A 15,451-nucleotide genomic window follows, 5' to 3' on the forward strand; every position below is an offset into this window, starting at 1 on the left:
GGCGACAACTGTTTACATGCCCAGCGACTTGAGCAGGTCGGCGTTGTCGTCGTCTTCCGCTTCCGCCGCGGGCGCCGGGGCGGCGTCCCGTTCGCGGTTCGCATATGCCGTATCCATCAGCGAGTCGGCATCGACTTCGCGCGAATCGAAATCATGCAACTTGATGAACTCGGTACGGTCGATCGCCAATTCCAGGTAGAAAATATTGTTCTTTTCCGTATAGAAAGTGACGCGGCGCATTTCCGGACGATCCAGCGGCGTGTCGACGCTGAGCATCACCTGCTTGTTCAGCACCAGCATCTTCGGCTGGCTCTGGGTGATATTCGTTTGCAATTCGCGCCGCACCTTGCCCGTGAAGTCGCCCACGATCTGGTTCATCAGCTCGCCCATGATGTTCGACACTTCGTCCGACGTGTAGAAGCTGGCCAGCTCCGACTTCGGCATACCCATATGCAACATGTAGCGCTCGTAGATTTCCATCGCCGTATCGGCGGCAAAATTGAGCACGACCAGGCCCGTGAAACCGCCATCGAACATCACGAAGCAACCGATGTCCGGCTTCAGGCCGGTCTTGGTGATGCGCTGCACCATGCCCGAATAATTGACCTTGCTTTGCGTTGCCACGTTGAGCACCCGAACCACCGAGTTGCACAAACTCATCAACAAATCTTCTGTACCGTACACAACATCCTTTTCTGCATCCATGAGCAACCTCTCCTACTATTTTAAAGATGACAGCACTGTTCCCTGCCCGCCGCGAGCCGAAACACAACGTTTCGCTCAGCTGGCGGACGACTTCACCTTTGCATGCCTGACCTTGCGTGGCAGCGCGCGCGGCGTTCCCGCCGGCACGCACCGCCCTCTTACCTTTTTCTGTATAGAAATAAGTATCATGCGCAGAATACCCAGATGTAACATTTCCGTCCAGCCATACCTGCATTTACTTGACGATCTGTGCGGAAATACAAAAGCGGCGCCGTTGCGTGCGGCGTGCCGCGGCCGCATGTTTTATACTGCGGCGCGCAATTAGCGCAAGGACAATATGAATGGAGAGGCAAAAAACGATGGACACACTGCAAGAACAGGCGACGGCGGAAATGATGGCGGCAGTGCAAGCATGGTTTGCCGAGCGCCTGCGGCGCACCGACCTGGAAGAAGCCGCCAACCGGACCACCTTGCAGATGGGTATCTTCAATGATTTCTTGCTCGACTATAAACCCGGACGCACTACGGCCGATGACTTCCAGCTGACTGATACCGATGAGTTCACACCGAGGACGCCATCACGCCTCGATGCAGCCGTTGTGCGCGACACCATCGCGCCCCAGCTCGCTGCCATGGTGCAGGCGAAGCTGGAGGAACTGGCCGACACGCCCCTGATCGACTACCGCTTCAGCTTTCGCGGCAAGTTCCAGACGGCACAGGGCAAGCTGCACCTGACCCTGATCGACCATGTCAACGAAGGCAAGCGCCAGGCCTTGCTCGCGCGCATACACACCTACATCACGCAAAAACTCGAGCGCGGCAGCAGGCCGACAAAAAAGCTGGAAACCTTCTTCCTGACGCGCCACCTGCTCGATCCCTATCTGTTCCCGCAGCCTGATATCGCCTGGACGATCGCGCAATTCGAGCGCATCGAACAACTGAACAAGTCGCGGCCGCAAGCGCTGGCCGAACACCGCGGCGACATCATCCGGGCCGTGTCGGCCTGGGCGGAAAAACAGTTCCTGCCGCAGTTCTACGACGTGCAAACATCAAGCTACCGCGGCACGGAGTACAGCTTGAAAGCGGGCGCGGCGCCCGATGCGCAAGCGCTGGCGCCTATCGACCTGCTGCTGTACGGCGCCGTCATGATATTGCGCCACGAACCGAGCTACGCCAAGTCGACAGGCCTGAAATTCCTGGAAATCGCGCGCGAACTGGGCAGCGAACGGGCCGTGCGCATGCTCAAGGAAGGCAGCGGCACCTTCCCCGATGCCGATATCCACGTGAAAAATGCGCTGCTGGAATGCCGCGCCAACGACGTGTTTGCCACCATCAGCATCACGATTGCCCGGGAAGAAGCCGACGCGTATGCGCAGGCGCTGGCCTTCATCACGCATTTGCTGAACAATGGTTTTCCGAAAAGCTACCAGATCAAGCTCAAATCCAAGGTGAAGACCTATTTGCCGGTCAAGGGACTGGCGAAATCCGACACGCACCGCTTCTTTGCCAACGCCCTCGCCTGGCCTGCCCTGCAGCCGCAGCTGGAAGCGTATGCGCGCGCCGCCATCGAAGAGTTCGAATTCTATGCCGACACGGAAGGCGAAAAGAATTGCATGCCGGGCAGCTATGCCGTGTTTGGCCTGGGCTTGCTCGATGCACGCTATTTCCCCCTGGTACAGCATTACATGGCCAACGTCGACGAGGAACACCAGTGCGTGCAAGACCAGTTCACGGCCGCGTTTGCCGAACGACATGGCGTGACCACGGCGTCCATTCCCGTGCTGGCAACCTGCCTGCGCGCGTGCACGGATAACGCCAAAGTGAAAATCCAGGCGGAACTGGAGGACGTTGAGAAACTGGAGCTGTTCCATCAGCAACTGCAGGGCCTGGAAGGCTATCTGGTCGAGCACATGCTGTATCCGATCTGGGGCAAGCTGGAAAAGCTGGCGGCCCTGGCGCGCAAGGCGCAAGGCCGGCGCAGGGAGCTGCTGCTGGCCCTGCTGGCAGCGGCCAGCAAGGCCGACGCCTAATGTGCGCAACGTTATGACTTTCACCATATATAATGCGCGGCGCCAGAGTTGCCTTGAGGCATCTTTTGGCGCCTGACATTGAATCGTGGAGAAAATACATGCATCAAGCACAACAAACATCGCGCACCGCCCTGCTGGCAGCAAGCTTTGCCGCCACCTTGGCGCTGGCCCAGCCCGCCATCGCCGCAGAGACCGCCGCCGTGGAACTGGCGCCGCTGGACGTGGCCAACCTGTACATCAAGACCATCATCAACCAGGATGAAGCCAGCGTCGCCAAACTCAACGCCTACCTGCGCCCCACCCGCCTGGCGGGCCACCAGAGCGCCGAATACGCGTCGTACAGCGACTTGAAGGAGGCGAACGCCCAGTTTCCAGCGGAAACCGGCAAGCTGATCGCCGACATGTTCCCGGCTGCCATGCGCGCGGCCGTGACGCCGGCCGCCGAACTGCTGGCGGCGAACGTCATCGCCGCCAAGAACGGCGCCGCATGCCAGGCCACCAAGGCGGACCCGGTGACGGTGGAAAACGGCATGCAGACGGCCGCCGTCAGCTTCGAATGCCAGGTCGTCAAGGTACCGGTGGCGTGGGCGCCTGCCGCCCAGCAACTGGCGAAGAGCGGCTGCAAGGTCGAGCAATGCAAGGCCGGCCTGCAAAAGATCGCCGCAACCTACACGAGCTCGCCGAAACAGACATGGCGCGCCGTGTTTGCCGTCAGCCGCGAAAAGAATTCGGAAGCCTGGCGCAACGATTTCGCGCGCGAAACCTTCGATGAAATCTGGGAATACCTGTAATCCTCGCCTCGTTTAGAATGGCTGGATGAACAAAGTCACTCCGGTACCGCAGCCCGCAGGCCTGGCCTTGCTGCGCCTGCTCGCCCCCGACCATATGGAGGTCACGTTGGGCGCGCAAGTGCTGGCTCAGGACTTGCCTGCCCTGCACGGCAAGCAATTGCTAGCGCTGCTGCGCCGGCTGCGCGCCGCCCAGTCCAACCAGCAGCACTATGCGGGCGCCAGCCCAGCGCAGGCCGAACAGCTGTTCGGCGCCGCCATCGCCGCCGTCAAGGCGGAGCTGGCCACGCGCCCGCACATCCCCAACAAGCAGGAAGCGAAGGCCCTGCGCCAGGCGGCGGCCAAGAAGCGCTGAACGGGCCTGCGGTGCGCGGGCGGGCACGGCCCACCTTCTATAATCGGTGACGATACATTGTTTCCCGCACTGAAAGGATTCCCCATGCTCACGTCACTCTCCCGCCATGTCGTCGGCAGCGCCCTGCTGGCCTTGTCCAGCCTGGCGACCGCGCAGGCCGTCCATGCCCAAGCGACAGGCCCCATCGACGCGCGCGCCGTGTGGCAGGAACGCTCGCTGTCGGCCTGCCGCAGCGAAGAGTCGTCCACCGCGCCCGACGTCTGCCTGCTGCGCACCATGCAGCGCAGCGGCGCCCGCCCGCAAGCCATCGCCGCCGCCACCATGCTCGTCAAGGCGAACAAGGCCGGTTTCATTTCCGCCTGGCGCCCGCTGGGCAAGGCGGCCCTGGCCACCGTCACCTATCCGTTTCGCGCCAACACGAATGAAGGCAGCTTGCTGATCGGCAGCGATGGCGCCGCCATCGACGTCGACGAGGACGCCGTGCGCGAGGAAGACCGCGCCACGCCCGCCTGGCGCGCGTTTACGGCAGCCCATCCGGACGCCGTGCCGTTCGCGCCCGCCGACTTCATCGGCAGCACGGCCACCGGCGATGGCGGCCAGAGTGTGCTGTTTTCCACGCCCCTGAAAAGCTGCCATGCCTGCGCCGACGATGGCGCCCTGCTGGTCGCCTACACGATCGACAAGGCCGGTATCGTGCGCGGGCGAAAACTCTTGACGATCAAGTAAGGCTGCATCAAAGACAAGAAAGATGAGATAGAATTGCTCGATGGCATGTCTATACGAGTACATGCCATCGATCCAACTTACTTATCACAGGAAACCATGCGCCGCTCTTGCCTTGCTCTGCACCTCACCGCCGCCCTGCTGCTGTCCAGCCCCCTCCATCTCGCCACTGCCGCGCCCTCCAGCGCGGCAACGCCGCTCGTCATCGGCGAAAGCTTCATCATCGATTCGCGGGCGCTGCAGGAAAAGCGCCACATCAACGTGTACATGGCGCGCGCCTGGGATACCCCGCCCGACGCAGCGCTGCCCGTGCTGTACATGCCCGACGGCGGCGTGGCCGAAGACTTTTTACACGTGGCCGGCTTGCTGCAAGTGTCGGTGGCGAATGGCACGATGCGTCCCTTCATGCTGGTCGGCATGCAAAACACGCAGCGCCGGCGCGATTTGACGGGGCCGACCGAAAATGCGCAAGACCGCAAGATCGCCCCCGTGGTGGGCGGCTCGCAAGCCTACCGGGGCTTCATCCGCGATGAGCTGATGCCGGAAGTCAAACGCCGCTACCGCACGACGGGCGAGACGGCCATCGTCGGCGAATCGCTGGCCGGCCTGTTCGTGGTGGAAACCTATCTGCTGGAACCGCAGCTGTTCGACCATTACCTGGCGTTCGACCCCAGCCTGTGGTGGAACCATGGCGCCCTGCCGCGCGAGGCGGCGGCCCTGCTGACCAAGGGCAAGCCAGGCAAGCGCGACCTGTACCTGGCGTCCAGCAGCGAAGCGGGCATCGCCGTGGAAGTGCAGCGCCTGGCCGACGTGCTGGAAAAACAGGCGCCGCCCGGCTTGCAATGGCATGTGGAAAAAATGCCGGCCGAAACCCATGGCACGATCTATCATCCGGCCGCATTGAAGGCTTTCCGCGCCGTCTTCAAGCCGGCCACGCCGCCGCAATAAGCGGGACGGTTACGGCGCCGGCAGCGCCTGCGCCATCTGTTCGCGCAGCCAGTGCAGCAAGGTGGTGCGGCGCGCGTCGCCGTCGAAGGGCAGCGGCGACAGCAGGAAATAGCCGCTGCCGTCGCGCCGGAAGCCGAAGGGCGCGACCAGGCGCCCGCTGTCGAGGTCTTCCCGCGCCATGAAAACGGAGCCGATGGCCACGCCGAGGCCGGCGCAGGCGGCTTGCAGGCTCAGATAGAAGTGCTCGTAGGTCTGGCTGTCGCCCTGGCCGCCGCCAGCGTGCGCGCCGGCCGCGCGCCAGTGCTCCCAGGCGGCCGGGCGCGACGCCGTGTGCAGCAGGCGCTGCGCGGACAGGTCCAGCCGGCCTCGCCGCAGCAGGGCCGGCGCGCACACGGGCGCGATCCATTCATCGCACACCTGTTCCGCATGCAAGCCCGCATCCCACAGAAAGTCGTTGCGGCGCAACGCCACGTCCACGGCGTCGCGCTGGAACGCCACCGGCCCGCCCGAGGCGAACAGGTGCAGCTGCACCTCGGGATGGCGCCGGTAAAAGTCGCCCAGGCGCGGAATCAGCCATTTCATGGCGATGGTCGGCTCGCACGACACCACCAGCGGCCCCTGGCGCACCGGCTGGCGCACGGCCTCGAGGGCGGCGTCGAGCCGCTCGAACGCCAGCTGCACGGCATCGCGCAGCTGCGCGCCCGCGAGCGTGAGGAACACGCCACGGTTGCGGCGTTCGAACAGGGCCGTGCCCAGCGACGTTTCCAGCAGGCGGATTTGCCGGCTGACCGCCCCGTGCGTGACGTGCAGCTCGTCAGCGGCCTGGACGAAACTGCCCAGCCTGGCCGCAGCCTCGAAGAAGCGCAAGGTGCCGAGCGCCGCCTGCCTAGTCATGATCTGTCATTTTTTCTCACACATATCCGCAAGATATCATCGTTATTCATCCCCCGCCATTATAGGGATAATTTGTCTTCCGGCAGCCCGCATGCGCGCCGTACCCTTGCCGCACAGGCGAGAAATCGTCACCGATTGCCATGCGGGCGCCACCACCGTCCAAGGAAGACACATGATTGCATTGCTTGCCGTTGCCCTGATTACCCTGCTGGCCTCCATCGTCCCCGGCCCCGATTTCGCGATGGTCACGCGCGCCAGCTATCTGCATGGCCGCCGCGCCGGCCTGCTGGCCGCGCTCGGCATCGCGCTGGGCGTGCAGGTGCACGTGTGCTATACGATGTTTGGCGTCGCGCTGCTCATCGCCGGTTCGCCTGCCATATTTACGGCGATCAAGCTGGCCGGCGCCCTCTACCTGGCCGTGATCGGCTGGAAAACCTGGGCCAACCGCGCCGGACTCGTCATCGACCTGCATGGCGGCGCCCCCGTGCCCCAGCGGCAAATTTTGCTCAACGGCTTTCTGACCAACGCCCTGAACCCAAAAACGACCCTGTTTGTCATCAGCACCTATACCCAGGTGGTGCAGCCCGGCACGCTTTTGACCATCCAGTTCGGCTACGGGCTGTGCATGTCCGCCATCCACCTGCTCTGGTTTGCCCTGGTCGCCCTCTTTTTCTCCCAAGCACGCTTTCGCTCCCGCCTGCTCAGGCAGCAGCGCACCATCGACCGGCTGATCGGCGCGATCCTGATGGCGCTGGGCGTCGTGCTCGCCAGCGCCAACATGGACAAACTGTAATCTGGCGCGGGGCGTGCCCGCCGCAGCTGGCGGGTAAAATCGGCCACCTTCTTCCCCCGCCGAGTACCGATATCCATGAGTTTTTTGCAACTACTTATTCTTTCCATCGTCCAGGGCTTCGCCGAACTGCTGCCCGTCTCCAGCTCCGCCCACGTCATCATGGCGGAAAAACTGATGGGCCTCGATCCCACCTCGCCGGAGCTGACCATGCTGCTGGTGATGCTGCACACGGGCACCATGTTCGCCGTCATCGTGTATTTCTGGAAATCCTGGCGCGCCACGTATTTCAGTTCGGCCAGCGCCTTCCGCAGCAATGTCCTGCTGCTCGCGGCCGCCACGGCCCTGACGGGCCTCGTCGGCTTCGGCTTGCTGAAGGGCATTACGCACGTCATGAGCAAGGATGCCCCCGGCTTTGAAATCGAACACCTGTTCGGTAACGCAAAACTGATGGCGGCCGCCCTGGCCGCCGCCGGCGTGCTGATCATCGCCTCGTCGCGGCTGCAGGCGCGCCAGCATGGCACCTTGTCCATCGGCAAGGCGATGGTGATCGGCGCCGTACAGGGCCTGTGCCTGCCCTTCCGCGGCTTTTCCCGCTCGGGCGCCACCATTTCAACGGGCATCGCCATGGGCGTGCCGCAGCGCCGCGCCGAGGAATTCAGCTTCGCCCTGGCCGTCGTGCTGACGCCCGCCGTGCTGGTCAAGGAAGGCTGGCGCTTCTATCAGGCCGCGGCAAATGGCAGCCTCGACCATCTGGAGCACGGCAGCAGCCTGCTGCACCTGCTGGGACCCAGCCTGCTGGGCATGCTGCTGTCCTTCCTGGCCGGCTTGCTGGCCCTGCGCTGGCTGTCGCGCTGGCTGGAACAGGGGCGCTGGCATTTCTTTGGCGCGTATTGCCTGGCCGCTTCCTTGGTGGTGCTGTACCTGGGGTAAAATCGCCGGGTTTATAGTTTGTAACTATCCATCCCAGCCAGGTTCCCCAGAAAGCCAACGATGAATTTCGCCGCCACCGCCGCCCTCTCGCTTGCCATGTCCACCGATGCCTTCGCGGCCGCCGTGGGCAAGGGCGCCGCCCTGCACAAGCCGCAATGGCGCGAGGCGCTGCGCACGGGCCTGATCTTTGGCGTCATCGAAGCCATCACGCCCATCATCGGCTGGGCCCTGGGCAGCGTGGCAGCGCCCTACGTGGAAGCGTGGGATCACTGGATCGCGTTCAGCCTGCTGGGCATCATCGGCTTGCTGATGATACGCAACGCCCTGGGCGACGCCGACGAGGACGAAGCGCCGGCGCAATCGCACTCGTTCTGGGTGCTGGCCGTGACCGGCCTGGCCACCAGCATCGACGCCATGGTGGTCGGCGCGGGCCTGGCCTTGCTGGGCGCTAATATTGTCGTGACGGCGGCCGCCATCGGCTTTTCCACCTTCGTCATGGTGACCTTGGGCGTGATGCTGGGCCGCGTGCTGGGCACGGTGGCGGGCCGGCGCGCCGAGCTGGTCGGTGGTCTGGTACTGATCGTCATCGGCTGCGTGATCCTGTACGAACATCTCGGCCACCCGGCCTGAAGACGGGGCCGCCAGGAGGCGCGCACGGCTCAGGCAGCGGCATGGCTGGCGGCGCGCTTTGTGCTACATTCAATGCTCTGCATTCCTGTCTCGCAAGGTGACCATCATGGAAACTCTGGAGCTGCTTTTTGCCTCGCTGGTGCGCGAAACGGCTGAATCGATACGAGACCGCCACATTCCCTTCGCCATCAAGCACGACGAGCGCGCCTATTATGAATGGATGGATGCGCATCCGATCCATGGCTATATCCAGGAGGCGTACCGCGAGATCGAGGAAACGGCCCAGCAAATCCGCGCCATTCGCGCTGGGTGATGGCGCTTGCCGCAAGCTACTGCGCGGGGCGCTTTGCGGCTGGCGATGCTCACCGTACTAGAGTACGGTTGCGCTTCTCAGCCACAAATCACCGCCGCTCGCTACGCTTGCGCCAAGCGTCGATACGCTAGGTGAACGCTTTCAGCGAACGTATTGATCCATATCAAACACTCTGCTGTTCCTATCGAATTGATGGCCCGATGCCGTGACAATGGAATGGGAGGCGGGAGACATGGAACAGGATCAAAAACACCAGATCAGGGGTTACGAATTTCATGTGACGGGGGCGCTGGAGAAGGATGGGCGCTACCGGGGCATGATCTTGATCAGCAGGCGCGGCGATACCTTGCAGGTGTACGCCAAGCCCGTGCTGATTGAAACGCCGAGCAGTTTCAAATCCGTGCATGCGGCCTTGATCGAGGCGTCGGCGTATGCCCAGGAACTCATCTATAACGGCGCCATCAAGGCGCTGCTGCCGGCCGACGCGCCACTGGCGGGCACGCAGGCGCCACGGCCTCCGGATTTCGTCGGCAATTGATGTTGACAAGCCCAGGCAGCCACCCGGGGTGGCGCGTATAATGACGCGCTTTCCCGGATGAACATTCAGAACCATGGAATTTGTGAATTTACCGCTGCTCTTCCTGGTCGGCTGCGCGCTGATCGCCCTGCTGGCCAAGAAAAATGGCTACTCGTGGTACCTGTTCTTCTTCGCGATTGCCGTGCCCGCTCCCCTGTTGCTGCTGGCCTTGCCCCATGTGCTGGGCGTGGAGATCGCTTCCCTGACCTCCGTACGCCTCGGCGCCGCCCTGCTGCTGCCGTTCGCAGGCTTGCTGCTGGCCCTGCGGCGCAAGCGCTGACACCGTCGCGCCAAGGCCGTCAGCGTAGCGGCATGCCATCGGCCAAACGCCAGCCGACGGACAGCGCCAGTTGCTGCGCCTCTTTTTCATTGCTGCAATCGTCATAATCGCAAGTGTCCGCGTACGCGCCGCACGCCTGGTTCTGGCTGACATACGAGCCGACCCAGCGGCCATCGCGGCGCTGGCTGGCCGTGGCGCTGATGGTAAAACCTTTGTGGATGGTGGGATTGTCAAAAGACATAATTCCTCCTATATCAAGATAGCGTCAGGAACCTGACTGGCCTCCACTGTGCGCCGCCTGCCGCCCGCAGTCTGTACGTTTGATCACACACAGGAAGCGCGCACGCGCAGGCCCGCGTGGCGCCAGGCGATCGGGTATGATTTCAGCATGTGTGGACGATTCGATCAAAATGACACGGCGCGCGTGCTGGCGTCGTCCTTCGGCTGGACCGACGCGGTGTTCGACAGCGAGGCCGAGCCGCACCTGAACGTCGCGCCCGGCACTTACCGGCCCATCTTGCACATCGAGGATGGCGTGCACCGGGTCGATGATGTCTTCTGGGGCTACCGCCCCGCCTGGGCCGCGCAAGCCGTGCCCGCCCCCGGCAAGAAAAAAATCCCCATCGCCATCAATGCCCGCCTGGAAAAACTGGCTGGCGCCTACTGGAAGCCCTTGCTGCGCGCGGGGCGCGGCATCGTCTGTGTTTCCGGCTGGTATGAGTGGACGGGAGAGAAAGGCAGCAAGCAGCCATGGCATATCCACCGCAAGGACCGTGAGCCACTGTTCCTGCTGGCGCTGGCCCAGTTCGGTCCCTACAAGTTCAACCGCGAAGAAGCCGGTTTCGTGCTGGTGACGGCCGACAGCCTGGGCGGCATGGTCGATATCCACGACCGCCGCCCCGTGGCCGTCAGCCGGGAAGACGCGCGCCGCTGGCTCGACCCCGCGCTCACTGCCGAGCAAGCGCTGCACCTGGCGCGCACCTGCATGCTCGACGTGGACCTGTTCGAATGGCATGCCGTCGACAATCCCCTGGTGCCGTCCGCCAAGCCGAAAGCGGCGCCACCGGCCGCGGCGCAAAGCACCTTCGACTGGGATACGGATTAAGGCAGGCGCGCCAGCCGGCGCCACAGCGCTTCCATGGGCCCCTGCCTGAAACGGCGCAGCCAGTAACGGCTCAATAGCACCTGCGCCGCCATGATCACGAGCGCCAGGCCCAGCATTTCGGCCGGACGCAAGGTGGCGCCCCAGCCCAGGCCCGGCCCCTGCAGCAGCCAGGTGCCGATCAGCGATTGCAGCAGATAATTGCTCAGCGCCATGCGTCCCACAGGCGCCAGCCATGCGCCCAGCCAGCGCAGCAGGAAGGGGCCGGCCAGCATCAGCGCGGCCACATAGCCGGCCGCCAGCACGGGGCCGCCGGCGAACAGGCCCACCTCGAACAGCGCCGTGTCGAACACGGTTTGATACGGATCGGCCACTTGCCACGCGATGGCGCCCGCCGCCAGCAGGTTGAACGGCAAGCCCGCGCCCAGTCCCACGGCACGCACGCGGCGCCACAGGACCAAGTGACGGTGCGGCCGCGTCAGCCAACCGCAGCGCACGGACAAGATGCCCAGCAAAAACAGCACGATGATATGCGGCAGCATGACGGCGGCATACAGCAAGGAGACGAGGAAATCGTTGGCGCGCAGCCTGGCGACGGCCCATGCGCCACCTTGCGTGTAGATGGCGTGGCGGTCCGCAAAGGCTTGCAGCTCGCGCGCGATATCCGGCGCGCTGCCCTGTTGGCTTCCGGGAATCAGCAAGCACATGAACAGCAAAAAACAGCCTGCCACCAGCCAGGCGCGGTTGCGCACGCGGCTCAGCCTGGCCGATGCCAAGGGCAGGACCAGCATGCCGGCGACGGCATACGAGGTCAGCACGTCGCCGCTCCAGATCAGAAAGCCATGCAGCAGGCCGAAGGTCAGCAGCCAGCGCAGCCGGCGCCGGTAGGCCGCTTGCGCCTGCTCCCAGCTGCCCAGCTGGCGCCGCAGCGAACGTGTCTGCAAGGCAAAGCCGGCGCCGAACAGAAAGGCGAAGATGGGGTAAAACTTGAATTGCGCCAGCGCCGCCACGCCAAAAATGACGAGCTGGTCGAGCACAGGCGGCTGCGCCGGCAAGGTGCCATAGCGCAGGGACAGGCTGCCCCAGGCAAAGCTCCAGATATTCACCAGCAGGATGCCAAACACGGCGATGCCGCGCAGCACGTCGAGCTGCGGCAACCTGCCGGGCTTGGCGTGCATGGAGTCCAAGGCGGCGTTCAGGGGCGCGCCAGGGTCGGGTAATCGCTCACCTGCAGGCTGAAGCCGGACGCATCCGATTGCAGCCGCGCGTGGCCGCCGAAGGGCAAGGTGACGCGGCGGCGGATGTGGCCAAATTCCAGCCCCGTCAGCACGGGCACGGGCACGGGCAGGCGCTGGCGCACATAGGCCAGCATGGCGTCGAAATCGTAGCCCTTGTCCATCGGGCTCAATTTATAGGCGGAAAAGTCACCGAGCACCACAGCCTGCTGGCGCTGGAGCACGCCCGCGTGCAGCAATTGCAGCAGCATGCGCTCGACCCGGTACGGGTGTTCGTTGACGTCTTCCAGGAACAAGATGCCGCCGTCGACCTGCGGGAAATACGGCGTGCCGAGCAGATGCACGAGCATGGCCAGGTTGCCGCCCCATAATTTACCCGTCACCTCGACCTGCGGATTGCCAGCGGACGCGCCCGTGACCGTGTGCGTGGGGCCTGCCAGGCACGACCACAACTGATCGAGCGTAAATTGCTCGGGCTCGTCGCGGGTGAAATCGTCGCAGAGCATGGGGCCGGCGAAGCTGGCGCGGCCCGTTTTCGCCAGCAAGCCCATGTGAAAGGCCGTGAAATCGCTGTAGCCGACAAACAATTTGCGGCTGGCGGCCATGCGGTCGAAATCGATGTCAGGCAGGATGCGGCTGATGCCGTAACTGCCACGCAAGGCGATCACCACCTGCACGTCCGGGTCGGCGGCGGCCGCGTTCAGCTGCGCCAGGCGGCCCCCATCCGTGCCGCCGAAGCGCTGGAAGGTGTGCTCGGGGTCGTAGTAATTGTGGACGGTGGCGCCTTGCGCCTGCAAGCGGGCGATGCCGCGCGCCAGCGCCGCTTCGTCGGGCGCACAACCGCCCGGCGCGACGATGGCGATGCCAATCTCAGGTGTCTTCAACATATGTCCGCACGTAAACAAGAATGGGCGCACCTAGGCTGGCTGGGAGCGCATCTGGGGCGCCATCTTACCTTGCAGATGCACATCGATCAAGGCGAGCAGGCGCTCGATCAGCTGCGGCGGCATGTCGTGCCCCATGCCTTCGATCACTTCGAGCCGGGCGCCGGGAATCAGCGCCGCCGTATCGATGCCGCAGGCGACGGGGATCAGGGGGTCGGCCGCGCCATGGATCACCAGCGCCGGGCAGCTAATGCTCGGCAACAAGGCCGTGCGCTCGCCCGAGGCGGCAATGGCCACCATTTGCCGCGCCACGCCTTCCGGGCAACTGCCCCGCTCCAGGGCCGCCTCGATGCGCTGGTACAGCAGTTTTTCCGACACGGGATAGGCGGGACTGCCGATGACGCGCACGGTGGCCGCCATGTGCGCCATCAGTTCGGCGCGGCTGGCATTGCGTTTCGGACGTTGCAGCAAGGCGTTGCGCGCGGCCCGCGTGGGACCGGGCAAGCCGCGCCGGCCGCTGCTCGACATGATGGAGGTCAGGCTGAGCACCTGCTGCGGCGCACGCGCCGCCATCACTTGCGCGATCATGCCGCCCATCGACACGCCAATCACGTGCGCCTGGGCAATGCGCAAGGCGGCCAGCAAGCCCAGCGCGTCGTCCGCCATGTCGGTGAGGGTGTAGGAAGTTTTCAGGGGCCAGCCGACGAGGTTTTTCACGTAGGCCAGCGGCAGATACGGCTTGCCCGCCAGCGCCATCTTGCTCGACAGGCCGCTGTCGCGGTTGTCGAAACGCAGCACCCGGAAACCTTGCTCGACGATGCCTTCGACGAAGTCCGCCGGCCAGGCGATCAGTTGCATGCCCAGGCCCATGACCAGCAGCACGCACGGATCGTTGGGGTCGCCGTGGCTTTCATAAGCTATGTTGAGGCCGTTCGCCATGATGGTTGCCATGATTGCCTCTCTTCCAGGAACCAGCACGCAGGCACGATCGCTGCGGCCTTGGAGTCAGCATACCACTATTGTGATCTTGCCATCACGACTCATGCGAAAGTCCAACTCAAGTGTTGCCGCGCCGGTACGCCGGGCGGCAACGGTGCGGCTATTTACTTGGCTTTAGGCAAGGAATCAGCCAGGTCGACCCAGCTTTGCGGCTGCGGCTTGCCCCGTTCGCGCACGCCGAAGAAGGAGACCACTTGCGTGCCGTCATTGTCGAAGAACTCGACGGACGTCACGCCGCCGCGCTTGACGACCCAACCGCTGCGCAGGGCCGTGTCGCGGATGTGCAGGTTGAATTCCGGGTCCAGCACGTTGAAGAAACCGCCGGCGGCCATGGTTTTTTCGATCTTGCCGCTATAGATCTGCGTCACGCCTTCATTGCCCAGGAACACCATGATGGCGACCTTGTCCTTCGCCGCGTTTTCCAGCAGGGTGCGCAGCGCTTGCGGCGTCACGCGCTCGACCACGCCGGCCGGCGCCAGGCGCAGCGCCTGTTCCCGCGACAGGTGGAATTCGCGCATGATTTGCGCGAACTGGTGCACGTCCGTCATGTCTTTCCAGGCGAGCTGGAATTCCTTGACGTCGATCTCGGCATCGGGCTTTTCCGCCGCTTTCGGCGCCACGGCCAGCACGTTCAGTTCCGCGCTTTGCTGCGGCATGCGGAAGCTGTCCACCAATTTGTCATAGACGGCCACGCCCGGCTCGTTGCGCAGGTAGATCTTGTGCACGGCCGTGCCGTTGGCGTCGAAAAATTGCAGGCTGCGCGTCGGCTTGCCATCGCGGCCCGCTTGCTCCACGGCAAATGCGTATTTCCAGTTTTCAAAGTGGAAGCGCAGGTCGATCTGGCCGCCCAGGTAGCCGCCGGCAATATTGCGCTGGCGCGCTTGCGTTTCCGGGTCGTTGGCGTCGGCCTGCCCGGATTTATCGCCCGCCTGCTTGAACTTGCTGGCCGTGCCCGTCGTTTCGATGACGCCGTTTTCATTGCGCGTGATCGCTTGTACGATGCCCAGGTCCAGCGCGGCGCGCATGATCTCGCGCGGCTGATTGCCGTCGGCCTGCAGGCGCGTGACGCCCTTGCCGAGATTGGTTGCCAGCAATTGCGCTTCGGATACGCCCAGCGCGCGCGCCGCGTCGCGGATCTGCAGCTTCGGCTGCTCCGTGCGCAGGGCGGACCAGCGTTCCGCCAGGGTGGCTGGGGCCGCGTATGCGTTTGCGATCAGCAGGCTGCCTAGCAGGGATAGAACAAGTTTGGATAACTTCATAGAAAG

The 15,451-nt window shown here is 63.9% G+C and carries 19 protein-coding genes; 12 read left to right on the forward strand and 7 right to left on the reverse strand.

The features are described from left to right. Positions 1-12: 12 nt before the first annotated feature. Positions 13-705 (reverse strand): DUF3334 family protein, encoded by a 693-nt coding sequence (locus J0O65_RS03515; protein ID WP_215404177.1) that lies wholly within the window; start codon positions 703-705, stop codon positions 13-15. Positions 706-1,064: 359 nt separating this feature from the next. On the opposite strand from J0O65_RS03515, the gene J0O65_RS03520 reads away from it, so the two are divergent. The 5 genes from J0O65_RS03520 (at position 1,065) to J0O65_RS03540 (ending at position 5,549) form a co-directional block, all read left to right on the forward strand. Further along, complete coding sequence (locus J0O65_RS03520; RefSeq protein ID WP_215404179.1) at positions 1,065-2,735, forward strand: DUF6138 family protein; 1,671 nt, start codon at positions 1,065-1,067, stop codon at positions 2,733-2,735. A 98-nt stretch (positions 2,736-2,833) separates the two neighbouring features. Beyond that, positions 2,834-3,526 carry a hypothetical protein gene (locus J0O65_RS03525; RefSeq protein WP_215404181.1) on the forward strand — a complete coding sequence of 231 codons (693 nt, stop codon included), beginning with the start codon at positions 2,834-2,836 and terminating at the stop codon, positions 3,524-3,526. A 25-nt stretch (positions 3,527-3,551) separates the two neighbouring features. Then, positions 3,552-3,878, forward strand: a complete 327-nt coding sequence (locus J0O65_RS03530; protein ID WP_215404183.1) for a hypothetical protein — start codon at positions 3,552-3,554, stop codon at positions 3,876-3,878. Positions 3,879-3,962: 84 nt separating this feature from the next. Further along, positions 3,963-4,604: a hypothetical protein gene (locus J0O65_RS03535; RefSeq protein WP_215404185.1), complete on the forward strand. Its 642-nt coding sequence runs from the start codon at positions 3,963-3,965 to the stop codon at positions 4,602-4,604. 96 nt (positions 4,605-4,700) lie between these two features. Then, a complete protein-coding gene (locus tag J0O65_RS03540; RefSeq protein ID WP_215404186.1) occupies positions 4,701-5,549 on the forward strand; it encodes an alpha/beta hydrolase in 849 nt (282 codons plus the stop codon). 9 nt (positions 5,550-5,558) lie between these two features. On the opposite strand, the gene J0O65_RS03545 is transcribed toward J0O65_RS03540, so the two are convergent. Further along, positions 5,559-6,443, reverse strand: coding sequence for a LysR substrate-binding domain-containing protein (locus J0O65_RS03545; protein WP_215404188.1), 885 nt, complete (start codon positions 6,441-6,443; stop codon positions 5,559-5,561). Between the two features lie 172 nt (positions 6,444-6,615). Here J0O65_RS03545 and J0O65_RS03550 point away from each other — a divergent pair, with 172 nt between their 5' ends. The 6 genes from J0O65_RS03550 to J0O65_RS03575 all read left to right on the forward strand — a co-directional run bounded on the left by J0O65_RS03550 (position 6,616) and on the right by J0O65_RS03575 (position 9,966). Then, positions 6,616-7,236 carry a LysE family translocator gene (locus tag J0O65_RS03550; RefSeq protein WP_215404190.1) on the forward strand — a complete coding sequence of 207 codons (621 nt, stop codon included), beginning with the start codon at positions 6,616-6,618 and terminating at the stop codon, positions 7,234-7,236. Between the two features lie 75 nt (positions 7,237-7,311). Further along, positions 7,312-8,166: an undecaprenyl-diphosphate phosphatase gene (locus tag J0O65_RS03555; protein WP_215404192.1), complete on the forward strand. Its 855-nt coding sequence runs from the start codon at positions 7,312-7,314 to the stop codon at positions 8,164-8,166. Between the two features lie 60 nt (positions 8,167-8,226). After that, a complete protein-coding gene (gene mntP / locus J0O65_RS03560; protein ID WP_215404194.1) occupies positions 8,227-8,796 on the forward strand; it encodes a manganese efflux pump MntP in 570 nt (189 codons plus the stop codon). A gap of 106 nt (positions 8,797-8,902) precedes the next feature. After that, complete coding sequence (locus tag J0O65_RS03565) at positions 8,903-9,109, forward strand: hypothetical protein (protein WP_215404196.1); 207 nt, start codon at positions 8,903-8,905, stop codon at positions 9,107-9,109. Between the two features lie 232 nt (positions 9,110-9,341). Continuing rightward, positions 9,342-9,647, forward strand: a complete 306-nt coding sequence (locus J0O65_RS03570) for a hypothetical protein (RefSeq protein ID WP_215404198.1) — start codon at positions 9,342-9,344, stop codon at positions 9,645-9,647. 73 nt (positions 9,648-9,720) lie between these two features. Then, positions 9,721-9,966 (forward strand): hypothetical protein, encoded by a 246-nt coding sequence (locus J0O65_RS03575; protein WP_215404200.1) that lies wholly within the window; start codon positions 9,721-9,723, stop codon positions 9,964-9,966. Between the two features lie 19 nt (positions 9,967-9,985). On the opposite strand, the gene J0O65_RS03580 is transcribed toward J0O65_RS03575, so the two are convergent. Continuing rightward, the gene (locus tag J0O65_RS03580; RefSeq protein ID WP_215404202.1) at positions 9,986-10,207 is read right to left on the reverse strand and encodes a hypothetical protein; all 222 of its coding nucleotides are present in this window, start codon (positions 10,205-10,207) and stop codon (positions 9,986-9,988) included. A gap of 147 nt (positions 10,208-10,354) precedes the next feature. On the opposite strand from J0O65_RS03580, the gene J0O65_RS03585 reads away from it, so the two are divergent. Continuing rightward, positions 10,355-11,071 (forward strand): SOS response-associated peptidase, encoded by a 717-nt coding sequence (locus tag J0O65_RS03585; RefSeq protein WP_215404204.1) that lies wholly within the window; start codon positions 10,355-10,357, stop codon positions 11,069-11,071. On the opposite strand, the gene J0O65_RS03590 is transcribed toward J0O65_RS03585, so the two are convergent. From J0O65_RS03590 to J0O65_RS03605, 4 genes are all read right to left on the reverse strand, one after another. Further along, positions 11,068-12,246 carry a DUF418 domain-containing protein gene (locus J0O65_RS03590; protein WP_215404206.1) on the reverse strand — a complete coding sequence of 393 codons (1,179 nt, stop codon included), beginning with the start codon at positions 12,244-12,246 and terminating at the stop codon, positions 11,068-11,070. The two genes, J0O65_RS03585 and J0O65_RS03590, sit on opposite strands and share 4 nt — an antisense overlap. 17 nt (positions 12,247-12,263) lie before the next feature. Next, complete coding sequence (ldcA, locus tag J0O65_RS03595) at positions 12,264-13,187, reverse strand: muramoyltetrapeptide carboxypeptidase (protein WP_215404842.1); 924 nt, start codon at positions 13,185-13,187, stop codon at positions 12,264-12,266. 33 nt (positions 13,188-13,220) lie between these two features. Continuing rightward, positions 13,221-14,138, reverse strand: a complete 918-nt coding sequence (locus J0O65_RS03600) for an alpha/beta fold hydrolase (RefSeq protein WP_215404208.1) — start codon at positions 14,136-14,138, stop codon at positions 13,221-13,223. A gap of 152 nt (positions 14,139-14,290) precedes the next feature. Next, a complete protein-coding gene (locus J0O65_RS03605) occupies positions 14,291-15,445 on the reverse strand; it encodes a hemin-degrading factor (RefSeq protein ID WP_215404210.1) in 1,155 nt (384 codons plus the stop codon). Between the last annotated feature and the right edge of the window lie 6 nt (positions 15,446-15,451).

It is taken from the genome of Janthinobacterium sp. JC611 (assembly GCF_018682595.1).
GTDB lineage: Bacteria > Pseudomonadota > Gammaproteobacteria > Burkholderiales > Burkholderiaceae_D > Janthinobacterium.